Here is a 25151-nt window from a genome sequence, read left to right on the forward strand (position 1 = left end):
TCGGTCGTGAGACCGGCGAGGCCATCGGGCCGAAGTGCTGGGATCAGCGCTTCGAGTACTGCGGAGCCTTGCGGGCCTTCTTGAGACCAGCCTTCTTGCGCTCGACGACGCGGGCGTCGCGAGTCAGGAAGCCGGCCTTCTTCAGCGCCGGACGGTTGTGCTCCTCGTCGATCGCGTTCAGCGCACGGGCGATGCCCAGACGCAGCGCGCCGGCCTGGCCGCTCACGCCACCACCGGTGATGCGGGCGACGACGTCGAAGCGACCCTCGACGTCGACCAGCTTGAACGGGGAGTTGACGAGCTGCTGGTGCACCTTGTTCGGGAAGTAGTCCTCGAGCGTGCGCCCGTTGATCTTCCACTGGCCGGTGCCGGGGACGATGCGCACGCGGGCGATCGCCTCCTTGCGGCGACCCAGCGCGTTGGCGGGTGCCACATTGCTCAGGCCACGACCCGTCGGTGCGGCCGTCTCGGAGGTGTAGCTGGTGGGGGTGTCATCGCCCTCGAGGTCGATGTCGACCGTGGTCTCTGCCACTGGTTTCCTCGCGTCCTTGTTCTGTGCTCAGCGGCTCACGCCTGCTGAGAAACCTGGGTGATCTCGAAGGGCTTCGGCTGCTGCGCCGCGTGCGGGTGCTCCGCACCGGCGTAGACCTTGAGCTTGGTGAGCTGCTGGCGCGCGAGCGAGCTCTTGGGGAGCATGCCGCGCACAGCCTTCTCGATTGCGCGCTCGGGGTGCTTCTCCAGGAGGTCGGAGTAGGCCACGGCGCGCAGGCCGCCCGGGTATCCGGAGTGGCTGTACGCGAGCTTGTTCTCGCGCTTGTTGCCGGTCAGGGCCACCTTCTCCGCGTTGATGACGATGACGAAGTCACCGCCATCGACGTGCGGAGCAAAGGTCGCCTTGTGCTTGCCGCGCAGCAACGTGGCCACGTGAGTGGCCAAGCGGCCCAGGACGACATCGCTTGCGTCGATGATGTACCAGTTCCGCTCGACGTCGCCGGGCTTCGGGGTGTACGTACGCACGGTCGTCAGCCTTCGTTTCGTTGCGAATCTTGTCGCGGCGGAGCTCCGCAGGGTGCGGGTCCGCCGATGAGAACTCTCGTATGGCATCCGGGCGGCGAGCGGGAACGCACCGGCCCTGCCGTTCTGGCTCGGTGCTGAGTACACCGATTGGCATTTCAGCCGCTCGAACGGGGACGCACAACGACTCCCAAGATTACCGGGCGCTCAGACACGGGTCAAAACGCGGTTCGTCACACCGCGGCACGGGGGCCGTGCCTGGGCACCGGCCGCAGTGCGGTCGACGCCGCTCGGACGACCCGGTCGGTCAGGTCGTCGAGCGTCGGGGTCCGCAGGGCCCAGTGCTGCCAGTACAACGGGACGTCGAGGGTCCTGCCGGCGCGCACCTCGACGAGCGACCCGCGCTCGAGACCGTCACGGGCAGCGACCTCGGGCACCATCCCCCATCCGAGTCCCGCCTCGATGAGCCCGACGAACGCCGCTTGCGACGGCACGTAGTGCACCATCGGCGTCACGGTCCGCCTGCCGACCACCGCCGCGACGAAGCGTTCCTGCAGGCCATCCTCCCTGTTGAACGCCAGCAAGGGCGCCGCAGCGAACGCCTCGGCGGTCAGGCCGTCCGCGAACCAGCGGTCCCGGCGATGCGGTGATGCGACCGCCAGGTAGCGCATGGCGCCGAGGCGCCGGACCCGGCAGCCCTGGACGGCACGGGGGTCTGCGGTGACGGCCGCCATCACCGTGCCGTCTCGAAGCAGGCCCGCCGACAGGTCCTGGTCCTCGCGGCGCAGGTCGAGCAGGACGTCCGAGGGGAGGTCTGCGACGGCTGCCGGGAACCACGTCGACATGGAGTCGTCGTTGACGGCCACCGGCAGCCGCCGGGATGCCCCGCCCGACCGCACCGCCCGCTGACCGCCCGGGGCGGGGACCAGCTGGCCGAGCGCGTCGCGCGCCAGCAGGTCCACCTGACCGGCCAGCCGGACGAGGATCTCGCCGTCCTCGGTGGGCTGGCACGGCCGCGTTCGCAGCACCAGAACCCGCCCCACCTGCAGCTCTAGCGCCTTGACGCGCTGGCTGACCGCCGACGGAGTGACGTGCAGGCGCTGCGCGGCCGCGTCGAAGCTGCCCTCGCTGACGACCGCCGCGAGGGCGCTCAGCTGGTCGGGATCGAACGCCATATGAATGATGCTAACGGTTCTATCGAATCCTTAACTGGTCTTCATATGCCGCCCGCGTCTACGGTCGCCACATGCCTGCCGCCGCCCTCGCCGGGTTCCTCACGATGATGAGCCTCATCGTCGCCATCGGCGCCCAGAACGCCTTCGTCCTGCGGCAGGGCATCCGTCGCGAGCACATCCTGCCGGTGGTGGTGATCTGCGCACTGGCGGACGCGCTCCTGATAGTCGCCGGGATCGCCGGCCTCGGAGCCATCATCGCGAACCACCCGACCGTCCTGACGGTCACCAAGTACGTCGGTGCCGCGTTCCTCCTGGTGCTGGCCTTCGGCTCGTTCCGGCGCGCCCGCCGCCCCGAGGTCCTCGACCCGGCAGCGTCCGGCCCGGCGAGCCTGTCGGCCGTGCTGTCCACCTGCCTGGCCCTCACGTTCCTCAACCCGAACGTCTACCTCGACACCGTCGTGCTGATCGGCTCCCTGGCCCACCAGCACGACCCAGGCGCCTGGGCGTTCGGGTTCGGGGCGGTCCTGGCGAGCATCGTGTGGTTCACGGCGCTCGGGTTCGGCGCCGGGCACCTGCGGCCCTTGTTCGCCCGTCCGCGGTCATGGCAGGTCCTCGACATCGTCATCGGCCTGATCGTGACGACCATCGCCGTGACCCTCGTCCTGTGACGGCCGCGGTTGGAGCGTCCCGTCGCACCGAGACCTACCGCGCTCGTTCCACGCGGCCCACCTCCCACACCGGCTCGGGCGTCTCGATCACGTCGCCGTCCGCGCCGAACACCAGGAACCGGTCGAACGTCCGCGTGAACCAGCGGTCGTGCGTCACCGCCAGGACGGTTCCCTCGAACGCCGCGAGGCCCGTCTCGAGTGCCTCTGCCGAGTGCAGGTCGAGGTTGTCGGTGGGTTCGTCGAGAAGCAGCACGGTTGCCCCGCCGAGCTCGAGCAGCAGGATCTGGAGGCGCGCCTGCTGGCCGCCCGAGAGCGTCTCGTAGCGCTGTTCGGCAGCGGCCACGAGCTCGTACCGGTCGAGCGCCTTGGACGCCTGCTCGCGGCCGATACCGGAGCGGTGCCCGTCGCCGCGGTTGAGGATCTCGAGCAGGGTGCGGCCGACGAGCTCCGGGTGGCCGTGGTTCTGTGCGAACCAGCCGGGACGCACCCTGGGACCGAGGACGACGCGGCCCGTGTGCTTCACGGGCGCCACGGGGGTGTCGTCTGCCGGCTCGTGCTCGGGACCGGGATCGCTCCCGCCCGCCGCCAGCAGGCGCAGGAAGTGCGACTTTCCTGACCCGTTGGAGCCCAGCACCGCGACGCGCTCGCCGAACCAGACCTCGAGGTCGAACGGTTTCATCAGCCCGGTGAGCTCGAGGCTGGTCGCGACGACCGCACGCTTGGCCGTGCGGCCGCCTCGCAGCCGGACGCGGACGTTCTGCTCACGCGCGAGGAGCGCAGGCGGGCCGGCCTCCTCGAACTTGCGCAGCCGCGTCTGGGCCGCCTGGTAGCGGGACGCGAGGCCGTCGTTGAACGCCGACTTGGTCTTCAGCGTGAGCACGAGCTCCTTGAGCTTCGCGTGCTCCTCCTCCCACCGCCGCAGCAGCTCCTCCAGCCGCGAGCGCCGGTCCTCGCGCGCCTGGTGGTAGGTACCGAATCCACCGCCGTGAACCCAGACCGTCGCACCCATGACCCCCGGCTCGAGAGTGGCTACCTGCGTCGCGACGTTGGCCAGCATCTCGCGGTCGTGGCTGACGAACAGGACCGTCTTGTTCGACGCCCGGAGCTTGTCCTCGAGCCACCGCTTTGTCGGGACGTCGAGCGCGTTGTCGGGCTCGTCCAGGAGAAGGACCTCGTCGGGCCCCCGCAGCAACGCCTCGAGGACCAGCCGCTTCTGCTCACCGCCCGAGAGCGAGCGGACCTCACGGTGCTGCGCCTGGTCGAACGGGATGCTCAGCACGGCATCGGTGACGCGGTCCCAGCCGGCCTCGGCCTCGTACCCCCCGACGTCGGCCCAGTCGACGAGCGCCTGCGCGTACCGCATCTGCGACGGCTCGTCGTCCGTCTCCATGATGGCGATCTCTGACGCGCTCAGCTCGACCGCGGCATCCCGCACCGCAGGCACGGCAAGCGACGCCAGCAGATCCCGGATCGAGCGGTCGTCGTTGATCCGGCCGATGTCCTGCCGCATGATCCCGAGCCCGCCGCTACGACCGACCGACCCCGCGTGCGGCTGCTCGTCACCCGCGACGATGCGCAGGAGTGTCGTCTTCCCGGCACCGTTGGGGCCGACGAGTGCGACACGGGCCCCGTCACCGACCCGGAACGTGACGTCGTCGAGGAGCGGCCGGCCGTCGGACAGCACGTAGCCGATGCCGCCGATGTCGAGGTGACCCATGGCACCAGTGTCCCTTGCCGGGACTCGCGGCAGCACCGCAATACTGGCGCCCAGCCCTGACGGATGCGAGGGTCGTGCCATGAGCTACGACACCTCCGGCACGAGCCCAGATCCCGAGCTCGACGGCGAGGGCGACACCAACCAGCTGACGACCGAGGAGACCCTCCTGGACCGTGGTCTGGATGACGCGCTGGACGAGGGCTACACGGTCCCCGAGCGACCACGGGCCAACCACTACGGCGAGACCCCGTGGGAAGAGGCGCACCGGGAGACGATCGACCAGCGCATCGGCCAGGAGGAGCCCGAGGTCTGGGAGGCCCGCCAGATCCCGATCGATGACCGCGAGCAGTTCCGCGCCGGCCGCCTCGTGGAGGACGACGACGCAGTCTCGGCGGGCGGCACGGACGGCTTCGCGATCGATGCCGGCATCTCGGGCGGTGCCGCGAGCGCCGAGGAGGCCGCGGTCCACCTGATCGCCGAGGAGTTCGTCGACGACCGGCGGTACCACGACGACGACGACGAGGTCTGAGCTCTCCGAAGCGCTGCGGCGCCTAGCCGCAGCAGCCCACTGCGCCGGGGCGCGGGTCCACGTCGTGCGCCGCTCGGCGCGCGCGGGTCTGCGTCGCGCGCCGTCCCATCTCGTCGTCGGCCGGGTAGCCCACCTCCTCGAGCGTGAGCCCGTGCGCCGGCACGACGTGCGCACCGGCCAGCCTGCTCTTCGCAGCCAAGAGCGTCGCGGGCCAGCTCTCGTCACGACGGCCCTCCCCCACCGCGACGCTCGCACCGACGAGCGTGCGCACCATCGAGTGGCAGAACGCGTCTGCCTGCACGGTGGCGACGACGAGCCCCGCATCCGGCCCCTCGAGCGGCCGAACCCACCGGAAGGCCTCGAGCGTGCGGATCGTGGTCGCCCCTGGGCGGGGCTTGCAGTACGAAGCGAAGTCGTGCCGTCCCTGCAGAGGTCGTCCAGCGACGTCCATGGCCTCGACGTCCAGCGGGCGCCGGTGCCACAGCACGTGCGCACGGGAGAGCGGGTCGCGGCGGGCGGAGTCGTCACAGATCCGGTACGTGTACCGACGTCGCAGGGCTGAGAACCGGGCGTCGAACCCGTCGGGCGCACGGATGACGGAGTGGACGACCAGGTCCGTCGGCAGCACCCCGCCCAAGCGGGTGAGGAGCGCCTCCGTCAGGGGGCGGTCCGCGCGTCCCCGTGAGCGCTCGAGCAGGTCCACCGGGATGTCGACGTGCGCCACCTGACCCCGCGCGTGCACACCCGAGTCCGTCCTGCCGGCCACAGTGACGCGAGGCGGGCCATCGGTCCGCAGGACCATGCCGAGGGCGTCCTCGAGCACACCTTGCACGGTGCGCAGACCCGGCTGCACGGCCCAGCCTGCGAAGGTGGACCCGTCGTAGGCGAGGTCCAACCTCAGCCGCACCACCGGTGCTCCGCTGCCGCCTGCTCTGCCGTCGACGGTGCCGGGGGTGACGCTCACGGGTCCACAGGCTAGTCGTCGGCGCGCGGGCGCTCGGACCAGCCGCGCCGGTCCGTGCACGTCACGCCACGTCGCGGATGGCGCTGCGAGCGGGCACGGGAGCGCGACCAGCCGACGTCATCGATAGCGTGGCCGTGTGCCGAAGACCGATAAGGGCTTGTTCACGCTCGCCGTCGACTGCGGCGGCGGTGGGATCAAGGCGTCTGTGCTCGACGCAGCCGGAACCCTGCACGCCCCGGCGGTCCGCGTCGCCACGCCGTACCCCCTCTCGCCGGAACGACTGGTCTCGACCATCGCCGACATTGCGGCCGGGCTCCCCACGGCCGAGCGGGTCACCGTCGGGATGCCGGGGATGATCCGCCACGGTGTGGTCGTCGCAACCCCGCACTACGTCACGAGGAGCGGGCCTCGCAGTCCGGTCGACCCCGAGCTCCTCACCGCATGGTCCGGCTGCGACATCCGCGCGAGCATCGAGGCCAGGCTGCGCATGCCGACGCTCGTCCTGAACGACGCCGAGGTACATGGCGCAGGCGTGATCTCGGGCACCGGCATCGAGCTGGTCCTGACGCTGGGCACCGGCCTCGGTTCCGCGCTGTTCGACGGCGGACAGCTGGCGCCCCACCTCGAGCTGTCGCACGCACCGGTCAGGTGGGGCACGTCCTACGACGTCTACATCGGCCAGGTCGAGCGCGCGAGGCTCGGGGACGGGCTCTGGTCCCGCCGCGTGCGCCGAGTCGTCGAGGGGTTGCGGCCGGTGTTCTGGTGGGACCGCCTGTACCTCGGCGGTGGCAACGCGCGGCAGGTCACACCCCAGGTGCTCGAGAGACTGGGTGACGACGTCGTGGTCGTGCCCAACCAGGCCGGGATCGTCGGCGGGGTGCGTGCGTGGTCACTGGGCCGATGAAACCGTCGAGCGTCCGGCGAGCCGTCGAGCACGTGAGTCAGCTGACCGGCAGGCGTTCCTCGACGTCCGCGAGAGCCTCGAGGAGCACACGCGTGAACCTCGCAGGCTGCACGAGGTTCACGAGGTGCGTCGCACCGGGCACCACGACGAGCCGGCCGTCGCGGCATGCGGCCAGGAAACGCCGTTCCTCACCGCGGAAGTGGTCGAGGCGGCCGTTCACCAGCCACACCGGCGCGTCGACGCGGGCCAGGTCGTCGAGCGGTGTGGCGGTCTCCATCTCCCGCAGCACGTCTGCGGTGACCGACAGCGCGAAACCTCCCGCGGCCACATCCACGGCACCCGCAGACGGCAGAGCGAGATCCACGAAGAACTGGTTCAGACGAGCACCCCCATCGGGCAGCCGCACGATGTAGCGGGCACCGAGAGCCCATCCCGCCAGCAGGATCTTGTGCGGGCGGGTCGAGCACGACGCAGCCAGAACACCTGCCACCTGGCCAGGGTGCTCGGCGGCGTGCCGGAGGGCGACGTAGCCGCCCAAGGACAGTCCGACCACGAAGGCGCGACCTCCGAGCTCCCCGACCGCACGTGAGACCGTCTGGACCGACTCGTCGAGCGTGAACGGCTCCTGCAGACGTGTCCCGTGCCCCGGCAGGTCGACGGCGACCGCCGCCAGGCCGGAACGCGCGAGCGCCTCGAGCTGCACACGCCACATGGTCCGCGACGTCCGCAGCCCGTGGACCAGGACGACGGGCATGCTCATGCTGGCGACTCTAGGCATGCGAGAGGGCCCGGAACCAGTGCGGTCCCGGGCCCTCTCGTGAACTGCGTCAGGCCTTGTCGGCCTCGGCCGCGTCTGTCTCCTCGACGGGAGCATCCGTCGCCTCGACAGGTGCGTCCTCGACGGCATCCTGTGCAGGAGCGTCCTCGACCTTGTCGGCCTTCTTCTCCTTGGGCGCAGCCTTCGCGGCGGCCTTGGTGGCCTCCTTCACGACGGCCTGCTTCGGGGAGAGGGGCTCGAGCACGAGCTCGATGACGGCCATGGGGGCGTTGTCGCCCTTGCGGGGGCCGATCTTGGTGATGCGCGTGTAGCCACCCTGACGGTCGGCGACAGCCGGCGCGATCTCGGTGAACAACGCGTGCACGACGGACTTGTCCTTGACGACGGTCATCACGCGGCGGCGGGCGTGCAGGTCACCACGCTTGGCGAACGTGATGAGGCGCTCGGCGAGCGGACGCAGGCGCTTGGCCTTCGTCTCGGTCGTCGTGATGCGCTTGTGCTCGAACAGCGCCGTCGCGAGGTTCGCGAGGATCAGCCGCTCGTGCGCCGGTCCGCCACCGAGCCGGGGACCCTTGGTGGGCGTAGGCATGGTTTTTACTCCTTGGGTTCCATTGATGGGCTAACGACGGACCGGCGCAGGCCGGCCTGTCGTCTCCCCGGCGTCAGTACTGCTCGTCCTCGACGAAGTCACCCTCGTCGTCGCCGTAGTAGGCGGAGGCGGACGGGTCGAAGTCGAGCGGGCTGTCCTTGAGCGTCAGACCGAGCTCGGCGAGCTTCTCCTTGACCTCGGTGATGGACTTCGCACCGAAGTTGCGGATGTCCAGGAGGTCAGCCTCGGAGCGTGCGACGAGCTCACCCACGGAGTGGATGCCCTCACGCTTGAGGCAGTTGTAGGAGCGGATCGTGAGCTGCAGGTCCTCGATCGGCAGGGCCAGGTCAGCAGCGAGCGCGGCATCCGTCGGCGACGGGCCGATCTCGATGCCCTCGGCCTCGACGTTGAGCTCACGGGCGAGGCCGAACAGCTCCACCAGCGTCTTGCCGGCCGAGGCCAGCGCGTCGCGGGGGCCGATGGCCGACTTCGTCTCGACGTCGACGATCAGCTTGTCGAAGTCCGTGCGCTGCTCGACACGCGTCGCCTCGACCTTGTAGGTCACCTTGAGGACGGGCGAGTAGATCGAGTCGACCGGGATGCGGCCGATCTCGGCGTCGAACGACTTGTTCTGGTTGGCCGACACGTAGCCACGACCACGCTCGACGGTCAGCTCGATCTCGAGCTTGCCCTTGTCGTTCAGCGTCGCCAGGTGCAGGTCCGGGTTGTGCACCTCGACACCGGCCGGCGGCACGATGTCCGCAGCGGTGACCTCACCCGCACCCTGCTTGCGCAGGTACATCACGACGGGCTCGTCGTTCTCCGAGGAGACGACCAGCTGCTTGATGCTGAGGATGATCTCGGTGACGTCTTCCTTCACACCGGGAACGGTCGAGAACTCGTGGAGGACGCCGTCGATCCGGATCGACGTGACGGCGGCACCCGGGATGGAGGACAGCAGCGTCCGGCGGAGCGAGTTGCCGAGCGTGTAGCCGAAACCCGGCTCCAGGGGCTCGATGGAGAACCGCGACCGGTTCTCCGAGATGACCTCTTCGGTCAGGGTGGGGCGCTGTGCAATCAGCACGGTGTATTTCCTCTCAGCGGGCGTCCGCCATATGACGCTGCGCAGTACTACGAGCCGACCTGGTCTCGGTCCACCTGGTCGGACGGACTGATGCCGGGCCGGTGCTGGTGAGCACCGGCCCGGCCTAAGCCTGGGTCAGACGCGGCGGCGCTTGGGCGGGCGGCAGCCGTTGTGCGCCTGGGGCGTCACGTCCTGGATCGAACCGACCTCGAGCCCGGTCGCCTGCAGCGAGCGGATCGCGGTCTCGCGGCCGGAGCCGGGTCCCTTGACGAAGACGTCGACCTTCTTCATGCCGTGCTCCTGGGCACGGCGAGCGGCGGCCTCCGCGGCGAGCTGCGCCGCGAACGGGGTCGACTTGCGCGAACCCTTGAAGCCGACCTGGCCCGACGACGCGGACGCGATGACGGCGCCGGACGGGTCGGTGATGGAGATGATCGTGTTGTTGAACGTGCTCTTGATGTGCGCCTGGCCGTGGGAGATGTTCTTCTTCTCCTTGCGGCGCGGCTTTCGCACGGCGGAACGGGTCTTGGGAGGCATTCTCTTCTTCTCTCGAGGTCTGGTCGGCGTGCCCTGGCGCGAGGCGCCGGGGGCGGAGGGCTACTTGCGCCCGGCCTTCTTCTTGCCGGCGACGGTGCGCTTCGGTCCCTTGCGGGTACGCGCGTTGGTCTTCGTGCGCTGACCGCGCACGGGAAGGCCACGGCGGTGACGCAGGCCCTCGTAGCAGCCGATCTCGACCTTGCGGCGGATGTCGGCGGCAACCTCACGGCGGAGGTCACCTTCGAGCTTGTAGTTGCCCTCGAGGAAGTCACGCAGCGCGACGAGCTCGGTGTCACCGAGGTCCTTCACGCGGACGTCCGGGCTGATGCCGGTGGCGGCGAGGGTCGCCTGTGCGCGCGTGCGCCCGACGCCGTAGATGTAGGTGAGTGCGATCTCGAGCCGCTTCTCGCGGGGGAGGTCGACTCCGACAAGACGTGCCATGTGCCTGGTGGCTCCTGAACTGCGTCGGAGGTCTTCCGCACCACCTCCCCGCTTTCCGCGGGCCCCGGCCTCCGACCGGGGGTTCACCGGACCCGAGGGTCCGAGGTGGTGGTGCGCTTACGTGCTGGTGCTGCTAGCTCCTGCTGAGCAACAGGGCGTCAGCCCTGGCGCTGCTTGTGGCGCAGGTTCTCGCAGATCACCTGGACGCGACCGTGCCGGCGGATCACCTTGCACTTGTCGCAGATCTTCTTGACGCTGGGCTTGACCTTCATCGCGTGTTTTCCTCCGCCGCCGTGTTCGCTCCCCGCAAGGAGTCAGACGGCGTGATCGAGTGGCTGTTACTTGTAGCGGTAGACGATCCGGCCACGGGACAGGTCGTACGGGCTCAGCTCCACCACCACACGGTCCTCGGGGAGGATCCGGATGTAGTGCTGACGCATCTTGCCCGAGATGTGGGCGAGCACCTTGTGGCCGTTGGTGAGCTCCACGCGAAACATCGCGTTTGGCAGAGCCTCCACGACGCTGCCCTCGATCTCGATGACACCGTCCTTCTTCGCCATATCCTCCGCTAACTGTTCGTCCGATACTGATCGACCCATGTCGGCCACGTCGCTCGGCGGGAAGCCGACCGTCGTCGCTGTCGTGGAGAGTGCGGGTGCCCGTGCCGGACAGCTCGTCGACTGGCGACGAGGCGTAGCCCAGAGGCGTTCGATGAACCGGGCGCACACACCCAACGAATGATCTTACGCCATGCGGCCCAAGGGACGAAACCGATCCGGCCTCGACCTCCGTGCTCTCGGCCACACCCGACGTCGGGCTCAGGTCCGCCGACGACGAAGGCCGTCGCCGGGTAGGGCGACGGCCTGCGTCGGTGGGACGGCTGCCTGAGCAGCGCAGCTCGTCAGGCGGCGCGGCGCCGACGTCGCAGCACGACGAGCGCGGTGCCCGTGAGGACCAGGATCGCCCCGGCGAGGAGTCCGGGCGCCGGAGAGGAGCCCGTCGCCGCCAGCGTCCCGTCCGACCCGCCACCGGCCGCCAGCACCTCCGAGTGCACGCTGGCGCTCGGCGAGGGGACCGGGCTCGCAGCGGTCGTCGCGGGCGTCGACGCCGTCGGCGTCGGCTCCGGCGCGGCGAGGACCTCAGCACGCGGTGGCGTCGACGGGGTCGCGCTCGGTGCCGGCGTCGGCGTCTGTGCCGGCGGCGCGGGCACCGTGGACGACGGCGGCGGCGTGGGTGCGGCCGTCGTCGGCGGCGTCGACGGGCTCGGCGAGGGCGGCGTCGGCGCAGGAAGCGTCTGCACAGGCGGTGCCGGCGGTGCCGGCGGTGCGGGTGCGGGCGGCGTCGAGATGGAGGGCGTCGGGGTCGGCGTCGGCGGTGCCGGCGTGGACGGCGCAGGTGCCGGCACGTCCGTCGCGCACGCCGGGACCTTCACCATCGCGGTGAGGTCCCAGTGCTTGGCCGCAAAGATCGGGCCCCAGCCCACCGTGTCGTCCGGGTACTTCGGCGCCGGCTTGCTGGTGAACACGCTCGCGTCGCCGTTGGCCTGGTCTTCCTGCACTCCCCAGCCACCGCCGCACACGATCAGGCCTGCAGGGAGCGCAGGGGCGATCTCGTCGAGCGTCAGGTCCCGCCACGAGCCCGTGGGCCACGTCGTCACGAGGTACTGCTGCGTCGAGTTCTCCCACGACGCAGGCTTGCTCGCGTCCTTCTTGAGGTAGACGTACGCGGCAGTCACCTGCTGCTGCTTCTTCTTGTCGTAGTGGCTCCCACCGCGGTCGCGGTCATGAGCCTGAGCCGCACCCGCGCCCAACGCGAGGACGACCGTCGCCACCGTGAGCACGGCACCACCGCGGCGGAGCAGACGGACAGGGAAGGGACGAACACTGCGGTGCATGGGCCACCCGTTGCATCGGCTGCGGGCGCGCGCTGACCACGCGTCCGCATGAGGGTGGGCACCCACCCTCTACCGCGCGAAGATCGACCGCGCAGACCCCGAGGTGCCCAGGGCGATCCTCGACCGCCCTGCAGGACCATATCCGTCAAATCGGACAGCGGTGGCGCGTTTCGTCGCTAAATGTCGGATTTCGTGGCCCGCCCGACCAGGATCACCTGAACGGCCGTACTCACCGGTAACCCGGGAGCGTGCTCAGGCGAGCGGGGATACCGCCACGCCGAGCTCGGCGAGCCTCTGCGCTCCCCCGTCGACCGCCGTCAGCACCCAGATCCCGTCGGCCAGGACTGCCACGGAGTGCTCCCAGTGCGCCGCACGCGAGCCGTCGACAGTCACGACCGTCCACTCGTCGTCGAGCTCCCTGGTGTACCGCGAGCCGCGCACGAGCATCGGTTCGACGGCCACGCACAGCCCGGGCCGGAGCCTCTGCCCTCGGTCGCGGGTCCGGTAGTTCAGCACGTCGGGAGGCTGGTGCATCGCAGTGCCGATCCCGTGCCCGACGTACTCCTGGACGATGCCGTAGCGCGCTCCCCCGTTGAGGCCGGCCGCCTCGGCCTCGTCGACGAGATCCTCGACGGCCTCCCCCACCGAGCCGAGCCGGTCGCCTGTGGCCAACGCCGCGATCCCCGCCCAGAGCGCACGCTCGGTCGTTGTCACGAGCTCGGTGTCGAGGCGGTCCAGCTCTCCGGTGCCAGGCACGACGACCGTGATGGCCGAGTCCCCGTGCCAGCCCTCGACGATCGCCCCGCAGTCCACGCTCACGACGTCTCCGGCCTGCAGCACACGCTCGCCGGGGATGCCGTGCACGACCTCGTCGTTGACCGAGATGCACAACGTCGCCGGGTAGCCGTGGTACCCGAGGAAGGACGGCTGTGCGCCGTGGTCGCCGATCACCGCAGCGGCCAAGGCGTCGAGCGAGGCCGTCGTCGAGCCCGGCACCACGGCCTCGCGGACCACCTGCAGCGCCTCGGCGACGACGAGCCCCGCCCGACGCATGAGCAGCACCTGCTCGGGCGTCTTGTACTCGATGCGCTCGCGCCCGAACATCTCGGTCAGCGGGCCAGCGTGCCGATCACGGCGAGCAGGCGCGACGTGACGTCGTCGATCTCGCCGATCCCGTCGACCTGCGTGAGCAGACCGCGGTCCGCGTACACCGAGGCGATAGGCGCAGTCTCCTGGGCGTAGACGTCCAGACGGTGTCGGATGACATCTTCCGTGTCGTCCTCGCGGCCCTCGATCTCGGCACGCTTCAGCAACCGCGGGACGACGATCTCCGGATCGGCCGTCAGCTCGACGGCTCGGTCCAGCGCGACACCCGAGGCGGCAAGGATCGCGTCGAGCTCAGCGACCTGGGCCACGTTCCGCGGGTATCCGTCGAGCAGGAACCCGTCGGCCGCGTCCGCCTGCGCGAGCCGGTCACGCACCATGTCGTTGGTGACGGAGTCCGGCACGAGCGCGCCACGCGACGTGTACTCCTGGACCTTCAGGCCCAGGGGCGTCCCACCCTTGATGTTCGCGCGGAACAGGTCGCCGGTCGAGATCGCAGGGATGCCCAGGGACTCGGCGAGGCGGACCGCCTGGGTGCCCTTGCCGGCGCCAGGGGCGCCGAGCAGCACGAGTCGCGTGCTCATCGCAGGAACCCCTCGTAGTGACGCTGCTGCAGCTGCGACTCGATCTGCTTGACGGTCTCGAGCCCGACACCGACGACGATCAGGATCGACGAGCCGCCGAACGGGATGTTCGTCCCGACGCCGAGCACGATGAACACGATCGTCGGGATGAGCGCCACCACAGCGAGGTAGAGCGAACCAGGCGCGGTGATGCGCGAGATGACGAAGTCGAGGTACTCAGCCGTCGGACGGCCGGCCCTGATGCCCGGGATGAAGCCGCCGTACTTCTTCATGTTGTCCGCGACCTCGTCCGGGTTGAACGTGATCGCCGTGTAGAAGTAGCAGAAGAAGATGATCAGGAACACGTAGAGCGCGAGGTGCAGCGGCGCGCTCTGAGACGCCAGGTGCCGGGAGACCCACTGGACCCAGCCCGCCGACGGGTCGCCGAACTGGGCGAGGAGCCCGGGGACGGCGAGCAGCGACGACGCGAAGATGATCGGGATGACACCGGCCATGTTGATCTTGATCGGGATGTACGTGCTCGACCCGCCGTACATGCGTCGACCGACCATGCGCTTGGCGTACTGGACCGGGATACGACGCTGCGACTGCTCGACGAAGACGACCATGCCGACGACGAGGACGATGACGGCCAGCACGATGATGAACTTGAACGCACCGTTGTCGCCGCCCGCGATCGACCAGAGGGCCGTCGGGAAGCTCGCCGCGATCGACGTGAAGATGAGCAGCGACATGCCGTTGCCGACGCCGCGCTCCGTGATCAGCTCACCGAGCCACATGATGAGACCGGTTCCGGCCGTCATCGTGATCACCATGATCAGCAGGATGTACCAGGAGTCGTTCGGGATGACGTCCACGGGGCAGCCGCTGAACAGCTGACCGCTGCGCGCGACCGTGATGATCGTCGTGGACTGCAGGATCGCGAGGCCGATCGTCAGGTACCGCGTGTACTGCGTGAGCTTCGCGGTCCCGGACTGCCCTTCCTTGTGCAGCTCCTCGAAACGGGGAATGACCACCCGGAGAAGCTGCACGATGATGCTCGCCGTGATGTACGGCATGATCCCAAGGGAGAACACGGAGAGCTTGAGCAGTGCTCCACCGCTGAACAGGTTGACCAGACCGAGAAGGTCGTTCTGGGTCGTGTCGATACACGTCTGCACATTCGGGTACGACACCCCCGGAGTCGGCAGGAAAGAGCCCACCCGGAAGATCACCATGATCCCGATGGTGAAGAGCAGCTTGCGCCGCAGGTCGGGCGTTCGGAACGCCCTGACGAATGCGCTGAGCACCTGTGTCCTCCTGAGCCGCCGAGGCGGGATCTCGTACTACCGGCTCATTCCGGCCGTACCGCCTGCGAAACGTCGCAGGCACCGGGGAACCCTAACTGATGCTGAAGAACATATGGGAACGGGGCCGGTGGGGAGCTATGGCCCCACCGGCCCCGTTCTTTCGATCAGTCCTGCGCGACGGTGCCACCGGCAGCGACGATCGCGTCCTTCGCGGACGCCGAGTAGGCGTCGACCGCGACGGACACCTTGACCGTGAGCTCACCGGTGCCGAGCACCTTGACGGGCTGGCCCTTGCGGACCGCGCCCTTGGCAACCAGGTCGGCGACCGTCACGTCGCCACCGCTCGGGTACAGCGCCGAGATCTTGTCCAGGTTGACCACCTGGTACTCGACGCGGAACGGGTTCTTGAAGCCACGCAGCTTCGGGAGGCGCATGTGCAGAGGCATCTGCCCACCCTCGAAGCGCGTCGGCACCTGGTAGCGCGCCTTGGTGCCCTTGGTGCCACGACCTGCCGTCTTACCCTTGGACGCCTCGCCACGACCCACGCGGGTCTTGGCGGTCTTGGCGCCCGGGGCCGGACGAAGGTGGTGCATCTTCAGCGTTCCACCGTTGCCGGGCTGCGCCGCGGCCTCGGCCGCCTTGGCCGCAGCTGCGGACACGGCCTTCTTCGGCGCGGCCGCCTTCGGCTCAGCCTTCGCCTTGGGCTCGGCCTTCGCCTTGGGCTCGGCCTTCGCCTTGGCAGCAGCCTTCGGAGCTGCCTCGGCAGCGTCCTGCGACTTGGCGGCCTTGGGTGCAGCCTTCGCCTTGGTCGCCTTCGGAGCGGACTCCGTGTCGGCGGCCTTCTTCGCGGGGGCCTTCTTCGCGGCGGCGGCCTTGGGGGCCGTCACCTCGTCAGCCTTCTTCTCGTCTGCCATGGTCACTCCACCTCTTCGACCGCGACAAGGTGCGTCACCGTCTTGACCATGCCGCGGATCTCAGGGCGGTCCTCCTTGACGACGACGTCGCCGATCCGCTTGAGGCCGAGGGTGCGCAGGGTGTCGCGCTGGTTCTGCTTACCGCCGATGCCAGACCGCGTCTGGGTCACCTTGAGTCGAGCCATCAGGCACCTGCCTTCGTGCCCGCTGCGGCGGCCAGGCCAGCGGCCTGGGCGCGCAGGAGAGCAGCCGGCACGACGTGCTCGACGGGGAGCCCACGGCGCGCGGCCACAGCCTCCGGACGCTCGAGCCCGCGAAGAGCCGCGACCGTCGCGTGCACGATGTTGATCGCGTTCGACGAACCGAGCGACTTGCTCAGGACGTCGTGGATGCCGGCGCACTCGAGAACGGCGCGCACGGGGCCACCGGCGATCACACCGGTACCCGGCGACGCCGGACGCAGGAAGACGACACCGGCAGCGGCCTCACCCTGGATGGGGTGGGGAATCGTGCCCTGGATGCGGGGAACCTTGAAGAAGTTCTTCTTGGCTTCCTCGACGCCCTTGGCGATCGCCGCGGGCACCTCCTTGGCCTTCCCGTAGCCGACACCGACCGTGCCGTCGCCGTCGCCGACCACGACGAGCGCGGTGAAGCTGAAGCGACGACCGCCCTTGACGACCTTGGCGACGCGGTTGATCGTCACGACGCGCTCGAGGAACGCGCTCTTCTCTGCGGAGTCGCGGCCACCACGGCCGCCGCCACCGTCACGGCCACGACCGCCGTCACGACGGTCACCGCCGCCGCCGGCCCCGGCGCCGCCCGCAGGCGCGCCGGTGTTGCTGCGCTGAGGAGCAGCCATCAGATTGTCCTCTTCTTAGTTCCGGAGTTCGTCGTCGTCACAGCTTCAGACCGCCCTCGCGAGCGCCGTCCGCAACCGCTGCGACGCGGCCGTGGTACTTGTTGCCGCCGCGGTCGAAGACCACAGCGTCCAGGCCGGCAGCCTTCGCACGCTCGGCGATGAGCTCGCCGACCTTGCGGGCCTTGGCCGTCTTGTCGTCCGTCGAGCCGCGCAGGTCTGCCTCGAGCGTCGACGCAGAGACGAGCGTCTGGCCGATGCCGTCGTCCACGACCTGGGCCGTGATGTGCCGGGCGGACCGGGTCACGACGAGACGGGGACGGGCAGCCGAGCCGGAGACCTTCTTGCGAAGGCGGATGTGACGACGCTGGCGGGCCTTGCGCTTGCCCTTGCCGATGATCTTGAGTGCCATGGTTACTTACCGGCCTTTCCGACCTTGCGGCGCACATTCTCGCCCGCGTACCGCACGCCCTTGCCCTTGTACGGCTCAGGCTTACGGATCTTGCGGATGTTCGCGGCGACCTCGCCGACCTGCTGCTTGTCGATGCCCTGCACCGAGAAGCGCGTCGGAGCCTCGACGACGAAGGTGATGCCCTCCGGCGGGTTGACCACGACGGGGTGGCTGAAGCCCAGCGCGAACTCGAGGTCCGAGCCCTTCGCCGTCACGCGGTAACCGGTGCCGACGATCTCGAGCTTCTTGATGTAGCCCTCGGTGACGCCGATGACGAGGTTCGACAGCAGCGTGCGGGTGAGGCCGTGCAGCGAACGCGAGGCGCGCTCGTCGTCGGGGCGGGTGACCACGAGGGCACCTGCCTCGTCGCGCGCAACCTCGATAGGCGCGGGGATCGTGTGCGTCAGGGTGCCCTTGGGACCCTTGACCGTCACGAGTGCGCCGTTGATGTTGACATCCACGCCGGAGGGGACCGGGACGGGGACTCTGCCGATTCGGGACATTGGCTAGCTCCTTTCCGTCTCGGACTTACCAGACGTAGGCGAGGACTTCCCCACCCACGCCCTTCTTGGCGGCCTGCTTGTCGGTGAGGAGACCAGAGGACGTGGACAGGATCGCCACGCCGAGGCCGCCGAGCACCTTGGGCAGGTTGGTCGACTTGGCGTACACGCGCAGGCCCGGCTTGGACACGCGCTTGACACCGGCGAGCGCACGCTCGCGGTTCGGGCCGTACTTCAGCTCGATGATGAGGTTCTTGCCGACGACGGCATCCTCAACCGTCCAGCCCGAGATGTAGCCCTCGGCCTGGAGGATCTCCGCGATGTGCGACTTCAGCTTCGAGAACGGGATCAGCACGGTGTCGTGGTGAGCCGAGTTCGCGTTACGCAGCCGCGTGAGCAGGTCTGCGATGGGGTCGGTCATGGTCATGGGGCTTCCGCCCTTCCTCGCCGGGGTATCCCGCCCATTGCTGGGCTGGACCTACCGACGTTCGTGTTGCGTGGAATTACCAGCTGCTCTTGGTGACGCCGGGAAGCTCGCCGCGGTGGGCCATCTCGCGCACGCAGATCCGGCACAGGCCGAACTTGCGGTACACCGAGTGGGGCCGGCCGCAACGCTGGCAGCGCGTGTAGCCACGCACCGCGAACTTCGGCTTGGCAGCAGCCTTGTTCTTGAGGGCAGTCTTCGCCATGGTCAGATCTCCTTGAACGGGAAGCCGAGGAGCTTGAGGAAAGCGCGACCCTCGTCGTCGGTGTCAGCGGTCGTGACGACCGTGATGTCCATCCCGCGGACCCGGTCGATCTTGTCCTGGTCGATCTCGTGGAACACGGACTGCTCCACGAGGCCGAAGGTGTAGTTGCCGTGACCGTCGAACTGCTGCGGCGAGAGGCCACGGAAGTCACGGATACGGGGAAGGGCCGTCGAGAGCAGGCGGTCCAGGAACTCCCAGGCACGGTCGCCACGCAGCGTGACGTGCGCGCCGATCGGCATGCCCTCACGCAGCTTGAACTGCGCGATCGACTTGCGGGCCTTGGTGACCTGCGGCTTCTGGCCGGTGATCTGCGTGAGGTCGCGGATCGCGCCCTCGATGAGCTTCGAGTCCTTTGCGGCCTCGCCAACGCCCATGTTCACGACGACCTTCACCAGGCGCGCGACCTGGTTGATGTTCTCGTGACCGAACTGCTCGAAGAGCGCGTTGCGGATCTCGTCGTTGTACTTGGTCTTCAGACGGGGCAGCTCGACGGCTGCGACTGTCTCGGTCATCAGATGTCCTTACCGGAGCGCTTGGCGACGCGGACCCGAACGGTGCGGGTACGGCCGTCGCGCTCGACCTGCTCCGTGCGGTAGCCGACCCGGGTGCCCTTCTTGGTCTCCGGGTCCACGAGCATCACGTTGCTGATGTGGATGGGGGCCTCGATCGTCTCGATGCCACCGGTGCGCGTGCCGCGCTGCGTCTGGCCGGCCTTGACGTGCTTGGTGACGCGCTGGACACCCTCCACGACGAGGCGCTGCGACTCGACGAGGACCTCGAGCACACGGCCCTGACGTCCCTTGTCGCGGCCGGAGATGACGACGACGAGGTCGCCCTTCTTGATCTTCGCCATGGTCAGAGCACCTCCGGTGCCAGCGAGATGATCTTCATGAACTTCTTGTCGCGCAGCTCGCGCCCGACCGGGCCGAAGATGCGCGTGCCACGGGGCTCGCCGTCGGCCTTGAGGATCACTGCGGCGTTCTCGTCGAACTTGATGTACGAACCGTCCGGACGGCGGCGCTCCTTGCGGGTGCGCACGATGACAGCCTTGACGACGTCGCCCTTCTTGACGTTGCCGCCGGGGATGGCGTCCTTGACGGTGGCGACGATGACGTCACCGATGCCTGCGTAACGACGGCCCGAGCCACCGAGGACACGGATGCAGAGGATTTCCTTGGCACCCGTGTTGTCGGCGACGCGAAGCCGCGACTCCTGCTGAATCATTACTACTCCTGTCGTCTGGCGGGTTCTCGCTCCAGCTGGGGCGAGCCTGGCCGAACGGATAGTTGCCGTGATGCACACGTTGCGCCGGGCTTGGTCCTGCGGACGTGAACTGTCCTTCGGACGTCACCCGGCGCCCGTGGGCAACTGGGGGTACTGCTGTCTTACTTGGCCTTCTCGATGACCTCGACCAGGCGGAAGCGCTTGGTAGCGCTCAGCGGCCGCGTCTCCATGATGAGCACGAGGTCGCCGACGCCGGCAGCGCCGTTCTCGTCGTGCGCCTTGACCTTGCTCGTGCGACGGATGACCTTGCCGTAGAGCGGGTGCTTGACCCGGTCCTCGACCTCGACCACCACGGTCTTGTCCATCTTGTCGCTGACCACGTAGCCGCGGCGCGTCTTGCGGTCGCCACGCTTGGCAGCAACAGCTGTCGTCTTCTCGTTCTTCTCGTCTGCCATCAGTCTCACTCGCTCGCACTCGGGGCGGTACGGATGCCGAGCTCGCGCTCACGCAGGATCGTGTAGATCCGCGCGATGTCGCGGCGAACGGCCTTCAGGCGCCCGTGGCTCTCGAGCTGACCGGTTGCCGACTGGAAGCGGAGGTTGAACAGCTCCTCCTTGGACTTCTTCAGCTCGGCGACCAGCTTGTCGTCGTCGAAGGTGTCCAGCTCGCTGGGAGCCAGCTCCTTGGTGCCGATAGTCATCAGTTACCACCCTCGCGAACCACGAAACGTGTCTTCATCGGGAGCTTGTGCTGGGCGCGACGCATGGCCTCGCGCGCCAGGGGCTCCGGGACGCCGGCGAGCTCGAAGAGAACTCGGCCCGGCTTGACGTTGGCGATCCACCACTCGGGCGAGCCCTTGCCGGAACCCATGCGGGTCTCGGCGGGCTTCTTGGTGAGGGGGCGGTCCGGGTAGATGTTGATCCAGACCTTCCCTCCACGCTTGATGTGGCGGGTCATGGCGATACGTGCAGCCTCGATCTGCCGGTTCGTGACATACGCAGGCTCGAGAGCCTGGATGCCGAACTCACCGAACGAGATCGCGGTACCACCGGTCGCGGCGCCGGAACGCCCCGGGTGGTGCTGCTTGCGGTGCTTCAGCCTGCGCGGGATGAGCATTGCGGTCAGGCCTCCGTTCCGGTCTCAGTTGCAGCTGCCTCGGCCGGGGCCTCGACAGCAGCGGTCTCAGGAGCGGCCTCACGGTCGCGACGGGGTGCGCCACCGGCACGCGGGCCACGGTCTCCACCACCGGGACGGTCCGTCCGCGGGCCACGAGCCGGGCGCGGGGCCTGGGTCGCCTGCTCGCGAGCAAACTCCTTCTCGGTCATGTCGCCCTTGTAGACCCACACCTTGACGCCGATGCGCCCGAAGGTCGTGCGAGCCTCGAAGAACCCGTAGTCGATGTTCGCGCGGAGCGTGTGCAGGGGCACACGGCCTTCGCGGTAGAACTCCGTACGGCTCATCTCAGCGCCACCGAGGCGGCCGGAGACCTGCACACGGATGCCCTTGGCACCGGCGCGCTGGGCCGACTGGATGCCCTTGCGCATGGCGCGACGGAACGAGACGCGGCTCGCCAGCTGCTCGGCGATGCCCTGGGCGACCAGCTGAGCCTCGATCTCGGCGTTCTTGACCTCGAGGATGTTCAGCTGGACCTGCTTGCCCGTGAGCTTCTCGAGCTCGCCGCGGATGCGGTCGGCCTCCGCGCCACGACGCCCGATGACGATGCCCGGGCGGGCGGTGTGGATGTCGACACGGACGCGGTCACGCGTCCGCTCGATCTCGACCTTGGCGATACCGGCACGCTCGAGACCCGTGCTCATGAGCTTGCGGATCTTGACGTCCTCGCCCACGTAGTCGCGGTAGCGCTGACCCGGCTTGGTCGAGTCGGCGAACCAACGCGAGCGGTGGTCGGTCGTGATGCCCAGGCGGTACCCGAGCGGGTTGACTTTCTGTCCCACTATCGGGCCCTTCCCTTCGAGGTCTCACGCTCAGCGACGACCACGGTGATGTGGCTCGTCCGCTTGAGGATCTGACTGGCTCGGCCCTGCGCACGCGGTCGGAACCGCTTGAGCGTCGGACCCTCGTCGACGAACACCTCAGAGATGTAGAGATCCGCCTCGTCGAGACGCTCGTTGCTGCGCTTGGCAGCCTCACGAGCGTTCGCGATCGCGCTCTCCACAACCTTGAGAACCGTCTCCCCCGCGGCCTGCGGTGCGAACTTCAGCACCGCCACAGCCTCGCCGGCCTGCTTGCCACGGATGAGGTCCACGACGCGCCGGGCCTTCTGGGGCGTGACGCGGACGAACCGCGCCTTCGCCTTGGCTTCCATTGCTGTCCTGCCTTCTTGTCTCTGCCGGTGAGGGCGTCGCCTGGCTGACCCGGGGGTCAGCGGCGACGACCCTTCCGGTCGTCCTTCTCGTGGCCGCGGAACGTCCGTGTCGGAGCGAACTCGCCGAGCTTGTGCCCGACCATCGACTCCGTCACGAACACCGGGGTGTGCTTGCGTCCGTCGTGCACAGCAAACGTGTGGCCGAGGAAGTCCGGCGTGATGACCGAACGGCGCGACCACGTCTTGATGACGTTCTTCGTGCCGGCGGTGTTCTGGACGTCGACCTTCTTCTGCAGGTGACCGTCGACGAACGGGCCCTTCTTCAGGCTACGTGGCATCTCAGGCTCCTATCAGCGCTTGTTCTTGCCGGTGCGCCGACGGCGCACGATGAGCTTGTCGCTCGGCTTGTTCGGACGACGGGTACGACCCTCGGCCTGGCCCCACGGGCTGACGGGGTGACGTCCACCGGACGTCTTGCCCTCGCCACCACCGTGCGGGTGGTCGATCGGGTTCATGGCGACACCACGGACGGAGGGGCGCTTGCCCTTCCAGCGCATGCGCCCGGCCTTGCCCCAGTTGATGTTCGACTGCTCGGCGTTGCCCACCTCGCCGACCGTGGCGCGGCAGCGCAGGTCGACGTTGCGGATCTCACCGGACGGCATGCGCAGCTGGGCGAACCCACCGTCCTTGGCGACGAGCTGCACGGACGTACCGGCCGAGCGTGCGATCTTCGCACCGCCACCGGGCCGAAGCTCGATCGCGTGGATGACCGTACCGGTCGGGATGTTGCGCAGCGGCAGGTTGTTGCCGGGCTTGATGTCGGCGCCGGGGCCGTTCTCGATGCGGTCGCCCTGCGACAGCTTGTTCGGCGCGATGATGTAGCGCTTCTCGCCGTCCGCGTAGTGCAGGAGCGCGATGCGGGCCGTGCGGTTGGGGTCGTACTCGATGTGAGCGACCTTGGCCGGCACGCCGTCCTTGTCATGACGACGGAAGTCGATGACGCGGTACGCACGCTTGTGACCGCCACCCTTGTGGCGCGTGGTGATACGACCCGTGGAGTTGCGGCCACCCGTCTTGTGGAGCGGACGGACGAGCGACTTCTCCGGCGTGGATCGTGTGATCTCGACGAAGTCGGCCACGCTCGAGCCACGACGGCCCGGCGTTGTCGGCTTGTACTTACGGATTCCCATGAGTTCTCAGTCCTTATCAGCCGACCGGACCACCGAAGATGTCGATCGTTCCCTCGCGGAGGGTGACGATCGCACGCTTCGTGTCCTTGCGGCGGCCGGTGCCGAAACGGGTCCGACGGGACTTGCCCTGCCGGTTCGCGGTGTTGACCGAGTCGACCTTGACGCCGAAGACCTGCTCGACGGCAATCTTGATCTCGGTCTTGTTCGCCCGCGGGTCGACGAGGAAGGTGTACTTCCCCTCGTCGAGCAGGCCGTAGCTCTTCTCGGAGACGACCGGCGCGAGCAGGATGTCGCGCGGGTTCTTGCCGATGTCGGTCACTTGGTCTCCTCCTCGGACTCGGAGGACGTGGCCACCGCGGAGGCACCCTTGACGGGGCCCGCCAGGAACGCGTCGAGCGCGCCCTGCGTGAACACGACGTCGTCCGAGATCAGGACGTCGTAGGTGTTGAGCTGGTCAGCGACCAGCAGGTGCACCCGCGCGACGTTCCGCAGCGACTTCCACGTGATCTCGTCCTGACGCTCGACGACGACCAGGACGTTCTTGCGTCCCGAGAGGTTGTCGAGCACGGCGAGCGCGGACTTGGTCGAGGGTGCGGTGCCCGGGGCGAAGCCCGTGACAACGTGCACACGGCCGGCACGAGCGCGGTCCGAGAGAGCACCGCGGAGCGCCGCGGCCTTCATCTTCTTGGGGGTGCGCTGCGTGTAGTCACGCGGGGTGGGGCCGTGGACGACGCCACCACCGGCGAACTGCGGAGCACGCGTCGAACCCTGACGGGCGCGGCCGGTGCCCTTCTGCTTGTACGGCTTGCGGCCACCACCACGGACCTCGCCACGGCTCTTCGTGTCGTGGGTGCCCTGGCGAGCCGCCGCGCGCTGCGCGACGACGACCTGGTGGATGAGCGGGATGTTGGTCTGAACGTCGAAGACCTCGGCGGGCAGATCGGTGGAACCGGTCTTGTTGCCCTCGAAGTCGACGACGTCGACGGTCAGCGTGTCAGACATGGTCACGCCCCCTTCACAGCGGAACGCACGACCACGACGCCACCCTTGGGGCCGGGAACGGCACCCTTGACGAGCAGGAAGCCCCGCTCGGCGTCGACCGCGTGCACGGTCAGGTTCTGGGTGGTCTGGCGGTCCACGCCCATGCGACCGGCCATCTTGATGCCCTTGAACACGCGCGACGGCGTGGAGGCGCCACCGATGGAACCGGGCTTGCGGTGGTTGCGGTGCGCACCGTGCGAGGCGCCGACGCCGTGGAAGCCGTGACGCTTCATGACACCGGCGGTGCCCTTGCCCTTGGTGGTGCCGATGACGTCCACGAGCGAACCGGCCTCGAAGAGGTCGGCCGTGAGCTCCTGGCCGAGCGTGAACTCGGAGGCGTTCGGCGTGCGGATCTCGGCCACGTGCCGGCGCGGCGTGACGCCGGCCTTCTCGAAGTGGCCCTTCAGCGGCTTGGTGACCTTGCGCGGGTCGATCTGGCCGTGGGCCAGCTGGACCGCGGCGTAGCCGTCAGCGTCAGCGGAGCGCACCTGGGTCACGACGTTCGTCCCGACAGCGACGACGGTGACCGGGACGAGACGACCGTTGTCGTCCCACACCTGGGTCATGCCGAGCTTCGTGCCGATGAGGGCCGTGACTGCGCGCTCGTTCTGCTGGGTAACCATAGAAAT

At 68.7% G+C, this 25151-nt stretch carries 39 protein-coding genes; 3 read left to right on the forward strand and 36 right to left on the reverse strand.

The window, feature by feature from the left end; translation table 11 throughout:
• Positions 1 to 43: 43 nt before the first annotated feature.
• The 3 genes from rpsI to N553_RS0101310 all read right to left on the reverse strand — a co-directional run bounded on the left by rpsI (position 44) and on the right by N553_RS0101310 (position 2189).
• Positions 44 to 532: a 30S ribosomal protein S9 gene (rpsI, locus tag N553_RS0101300; protein ID WP_028045032.1), complete on the reverse strand. Its 489-nt coding sequence runs from the start codon at positions 530 to 532 to the stop codon at positions 44 to 46.
• Between the two features lie 35 nt (positions 533 to 567).
• Positions 568 to 1017: a 50S ribosomal protein L13 gene (rplM, locus tag N553_RS0101305; RefSeq protein ID WP_028045033.1), complete on the reverse strand. Its 450-nt coding sequence runs from the start codon at positions 1015 to 1017 to the stop codon at positions 568 to 570.
• Positions 1018 to 1247: 230 nt separating this feature from the next.
• A complete protein-coding gene (locus tag N553_RS0101310) occupies positions 1248 to 2189 on the reverse strand; it encodes a LysR family transcriptional regulator ArgP (RefSeq protein WP_028045034.1) in 942 nt (313 codons plus the stop codon).
• Positions 2190 to 2260: 71 nt separating this feature from the next.
• Here N553_RS0101310 and N553_RS0101315 point away from each other — a divergent pair, with 71 nt between their 5' ends.
• Entirely contained in the window at positions 2261 to 2857 is a 597-nt protein-coding gene (locus N553_RS0101315; protein ID WP_028045035.1) for a LysE/ArgO family amino acid transporter, read from the forward strand.
• A 34-nt stretch (positions 2858 to 2891) separates the two neighbouring features.
• Here the strand turns inward: N553_RS0101315 and N553_RS0101320 are convergent, their stop codons facing one another.
• Positions 2892 to 4574: an ABC-F family ATP-binding cassette domain-containing protein gene (locus tag N553_RS0101320; protein ID WP_028045036.1), complete on the reverse strand. Its 1683-nt coding sequence runs from the start codon at positions 4572 to 4574 to the stop codon at positions 2892 to 2894.
• 79 nt (positions 4575 to 4653) lie between these two features.
• Here N553_RS0101320 and N553_RS0101325 point away from each other — a divergent pair, with 79 nt between their 5' ends.
• Positions 4654 to 5103, forward strand: coding sequence for a DUF5709 domain-containing protein (locus N553_RS0101325; RefSeq protein WP_028045037.1), 450 nt, complete (start codon positions 4654 to 4656; stop codon positions 5101 to 5103).
• Positions 5104 to 5125: 22 nt separating this feature from the next.
• Here N553_RS0101325 and N553_RS0101330 read toward each other — a convergent pair whose 3' ends face one another.
• Complete coding sequence (locus tag N553_RS0101330; RefSeq protein WP_028045038.1) at positions 5126 to 6067, reverse strand: tRNA pseudouridine(38-40) synthase TruA; 942 nt, start codon at positions 6065 to 6067, stop codon at positions 5126 to 5128.
• A gap of 136 nt (positions 6068 to 6203) precedes the next feature.
• On the opposite strand from N553_RS0101330, the gene N553_RS0101335 reads away from it, so the two are divergent.
• The gene (locus N553_RS0101335) at positions 6204 to 6971 is read left to right on the forward strand and encodes an ROK family protein (RefSeq protein ID WP_028045039.1); all 768 of its coding nucleotides are present in this window, start codon (positions 6204 to 6206) and stop codon (positions 6969 to 6971) included.
• Positions 6972 to 7008: 37 nt separating this feature from the next.
• Here N553_RS0101335 and N553_RS0101340 read toward each other — a convergent pair whose 3' ends face one another.
• The 31 genes from N553_RS0101340 to rplC all read right to left on the reverse strand — a co-directional run bounded on the left by N553_RS0101340 (position 7009) and on the right by rplC (position 25145).
• Positions 7009 to 7731 carry an alpha/beta fold hydrolase gene (locus tag N553_RS0101340; protein ID WP_028045040.1) on the reverse strand — a complete coding sequence of 241 codons (723 nt, stop codon included), beginning with the start codon at positions 7729 to 7731 and terminating at the stop codon, positions 7009 to 7011.
• 67 nt (positions 7732 to 7798) lie between these two features.
• On the reverse strand, positions 7799 to 8338 hold the full coding sequence (gene rplQ, locus N553_RS0101345; RefSeq protein WP_028045041.1) for a 50S ribosomal protein L17: 540 nt from the start codon (positions 8336 to 8338) through the stop codon (positions 7799 to 7801).
• 73 nt (positions 8339 to 8411) lie between these two features.
• Complete coding sequence (locus tag N553_RS0101350) at positions 8412 to 9422, reverse strand: DNA-directed RNA polymerase subunit alpha (RefSeq protein WP_028045042.1); 1011 nt, start codon at positions 9420 to 9422, stop codon at positions 8412 to 8414.
• Between the two features lie 135 nt (positions 9423 to 9557).
• On the reverse strand, positions 9558 to 9959 hold the full coding sequence (rpsK, locus tag N553_RS0101355) for a 30S ribosomal protein S11 (protein WP_028045043.1): 402 nt from the start codon (positions 9957 to 9959) through the stop codon (positions 9558 to 9560).
• A 60-nt stretch (positions 9960 to 10019) separates the two neighbouring features.
• A complete protein-coding gene (rpsM, locus tag N553_RS0101360) occupies positions 10020 to 10400 on the reverse strand; it encodes a 30S ribosomal protein S13 (RefSeq protein ID WP_028045044.1) in 381 nt (126 codons plus the stop codon).
• A 158-nt stretch (positions 10401 to 10558) separates the two neighbouring features.
• On the reverse strand, positions 10559 to 10672 hold the full coding sequence (rpmJ, locus tag N553_RS0101365; protein ID WP_013117849.1) for a 50S ribosomal protein L36: 114 nt from the start codon (positions 10670 to 10672) through the stop codon (positions 10559 to 10561).
• A 66-nt stretch (positions 10673 to 10738) separates the two neighbouring features.
• Complete coding sequence (infA, locus tag N553_RS0101370; RefSeq protein WP_013770189.1) at positions 10739 to 10960, reverse strand: translation initiation factor IF-1; 222 nt, start codon at positions 10958 to 10960, stop codon at positions 10739 to 10741.
• A gap of 341 nt (positions 10961 to 11301) precedes the next feature.
• Entirely contained in the window at positions 11302 to 12240 is a 939-nt protein-coding gene (locus N553_RS25800; RefSeq protein WP_051639740.1) for an LPXTG cell wall anchor domain-containing protein, read from the reverse strand.
• Positions 12241 to 12546: 306 nt separating this feature from the next.
• On the reverse strand, positions 12547 to 13398 hold the full coding sequence (map, locus tag N553_RS0101385; RefSeq protein ID WP_028045046.1) for a type I methionyl aminopeptidase: 852 nt from the start codon (positions 13396 to 13398) through the stop codon (positions 12547 to 12549).
• A gap of 5 nt (positions 13399 to 13403) precedes the next feature.
• On the reverse strand, positions 13404 to 13982 hold the full coding sequence (locus N553_RS0101390) for an adenylate kinase (protein WP_028045047.1): 579 nt from the start codon (positions 13980 to 13982) through the stop codon (positions 13404 to 13406).
• Positions 13979 to 15271, reverse strand: coding sequence for a preprotein translocase subunit SecY (secY, locus tag N553_RS0101395; RefSeq protein ID WP_028045048.1), 1293 nt, complete (start codon positions 15269 to 15271; stop codon positions 13979 to 13981). The genes N553_RS0101390 and secY overlap by 4 nt, the downstream gene beginning before the upstream one ends.
• Before the next feature lie 164 nt (positions 15272 to 15435).
• A complete protein-coding gene (gene rplO, locus N553_RS25260) occupies positions 15436 to 16185 on the reverse strand; it encodes a 50S ribosomal protein L15 (RefSeq protein ID WP_081844311.1) in 750 nt (249 codons plus the stop codon).
• Between the two features lie 2 nt (positions 16186 to 16187).
• Positions 16188 to 16370 carry a 50S ribosomal protein L30 gene (rpmD, locus tag N553_RS0101405; RefSeq protein WP_028045050.1) on the reverse strand — a complete coding sequence of 61 codons (183 nt, stop codon included), beginning with the start codon at positions 16368 to 16370 and terminating at the stop codon, positions 16188 to 16190.
• Positions 16370 to 17044, reverse strand: coding sequence for a 30S ribosomal protein S5 (rpsE, locus tag N553_RS0101410; protein ID WP_028045051.1), 675 nt, complete (start codon positions 17042 to 17044; stop codon positions 16370 to 16372). Before rpsE ends, rpmD begins: the two co-directional genes overlap by 1 nt.
• 37 nt (positions 17045 to 17081) lie before the next feature.
• Complete coding sequence (rplR, locus tag N553_RS0101415) at positions 17082 to 17453, reverse strand: 50S ribosomal protein L18 (RefSeq protein WP_028045052.1); 372 nt, start codon at positions 17451 to 17453, stop codon at positions 17082 to 17084.
• 2 nt (positions 17454 to 17455) lie between these two features.
• A complete protein-coding gene (rplF, locus tag N553_RS0101420) occupies positions 17456 to 17995 on the reverse strand; it encodes a 50S ribosomal protein L6 (protein ID WP_028045053.1) in 540 nt (179 codons plus the stop codon).
• Positions 17996 to 18020: 25 nt separating this feature from the next.
• Positions 18021 to 18419 (reverse strand): 30S ribosomal protein S8, encoded by a 399-nt coding sequence (rpsH, locus tag N553_RS0101425; RefSeq protein ID WP_028045054.1) that lies wholly within the window; start codon positions 18417 to 18419, stop codon positions 18021 to 18023.
• Between the two features lie 76 nt (positions 18420 to 18495).
• Positions 18496 to 18681, reverse strand: coding sequence for a type Z 30S ribosomal protein S14 (locus N553_RS0101430; RefSeq protein WP_028045055.1), 186 nt, complete (start codon positions 18679 to 18681; stop codon positions 18496 to 18498).
• Positions 18682 to 18683: 2 nt separating this feature from the next.
• Positions 18684 to 19253 carry a 50S ribosomal protein L5 gene (gene rplE / locus N553_RS0101435; protein ID WP_028045056.1) on the reverse strand — a complete coding sequence of 190 codons (570 nt, stop codon included), beginning with the start codon at positions 19251 to 19253 and terminating at the stop codon, positions 18684 to 18686.
• On the reverse strand, positions 19253 to 19594 hold the full coding sequence (rplX, locus tag N553_RS0101440) for a 50S ribosomal protein L24 (RefSeq protein ID WP_028045057.1): 342 nt from the start codon (positions 19592 to 19594) through the stop codon (positions 19253 to 19255). Before rplX ends, rplE begins: the two co-directional genes overlap by 1 nt.
• Positions 19595 to 19596: 2 nt before the next feature.
• A complete protein-coding gene (rplN, locus tag N553_RS0101445; RefSeq protein WP_028045058.1) occupies positions 19597 to 19965 on the reverse strand; it encodes a 50S ribosomal protein L14 in 369 nt (122 codons plus the stop codon).
• Between the two features lie 161 nt (positions 19966 to 20126).
• Positions 20127 to 20420 carry a 30S ribosomal protein S17 gene (gene rpsQ / locus N553_RS0101450; protein WP_028045059.1) on the reverse strand — a complete coding sequence of 98 codons (294 nt, stop codon included), beginning with the start codon at positions 20418 to 20420 and terminating at the stop codon, positions 20127 to 20129.
• Positions 20421 to 20425: 5 nt separating this feature from the next.
• Positions 20426 to 20665 (reverse strand): 50S ribosomal protein L29, encoded by a 240-nt coding sequence (gene rpmC / locus N553_RS0101455; RefSeq protein WP_028045060.1) that lies wholly within the window; start codon positions 20663 to 20665, stop codon positions 20426 to 20428.
• Complete coding sequence (rplP, locus tag N553_RS0101460; RefSeq protein ID WP_028045061.1) at positions 20665 to 21081, reverse strand: 50S ribosomal protein L16; 417 nt, start codon at positions 21079 to 21081, stop codon at positions 20665 to 20667. Before rplP ends, rpmC begins: the two co-directional genes overlap by 1 nt.
• Before the next feature lie 5 nt (positions 21082 to 21086).
• The gene (gene rpsC, locus N553_RS0101465; RefSeq protein WP_028045062.1) at positions 21087 to 21920 is read right to left on the reverse strand and encodes a 30S ribosomal protein S3; all 834 of its coding nucleotides are present in this window, start codon (positions 21918 to 21920) and stop codon (positions 21087 to 21089) included.
• Positions 21920 to 22291: a 50S ribosomal protein L22 gene (gene rplV, locus N553_RS0101470; protein ID WP_028045063.1), complete on the reverse strand. Its 372-nt coding sequence runs from the start codon at positions 22289 to 22291 to the stop codon at positions 21920 to 21922. Before rplV ends, rpsC begins: the two co-directional genes overlap by 1 nt.
• Positions 22292 to 22347: 56 nt before the next feature.
• A complete protein-coding gene (rpsS, locus tag N553_RS0101475) occupies positions 22348 to 22629 on the reverse strand; it encodes a 30S ribosomal protein S19 (RefSeq protein ID WP_028045064.1) in 282 nt (93 codons plus the stop codon).
• A 12-nt stretch (positions 22630 to 22641) separates the two neighbouring features.
• Positions 22642 to 23481, reverse strand: coding sequence for a 50S ribosomal protein L2 (gene rplB, locus N553_RS0101480; protein ID WP_028045065.1), 840 nt, complete (start codon positions 23479 to 23481; stop codon positions 22642 to 22644).
• 16 nt (positions 23482 to 23497) lie between these two features.
• Complete coding sequence (gene rplW / locus N553_RS0101485; RefSeq protein ID WP_028045066.1) at positions 23498 to 23800, reverse strand: 50S ribosomal protein L23; 303 nt, start codon at positions 23798 to 23800, stop codon at positions 23498 to 23500.
• Positions 23797 to 24483 (reverse strand): 50S ribosomal protein L4, encoded by a 687-nt coding sequence (rplD, locus tag N553_RS0101490; protein ID WP_028045067.1) that lies wholly within the window; start codon positions 24481 to 24483, stop codon positions 23797 to 23799. The genes rplW and rplD overlap by 4 nt, the downstream gene beginning before the upstream one ends.
• Before the next feature lie 2 nt (positions 24484 to 24485).
• Entirely contained in the window at positions 24486 to 25145 is a 660-nt protein-coding gene (gene rplC, locus N553_RS0101495) for a 50S ribosomal protein L3 (RefSeq protein WP_034620458.1), read from the reverse strand.
• Between the last annotated feature and the right edge of the window lie 6 nt (positions 25146 to 25151).

This window comes from Cellulomonas sp. URHE0023, assembly GCF_000688475.1.
GTDB lineage: Bacteria > Actinomycetota > Actinomycetes > Actinomycetales > Cellulomonadaceae > Cellulomonas.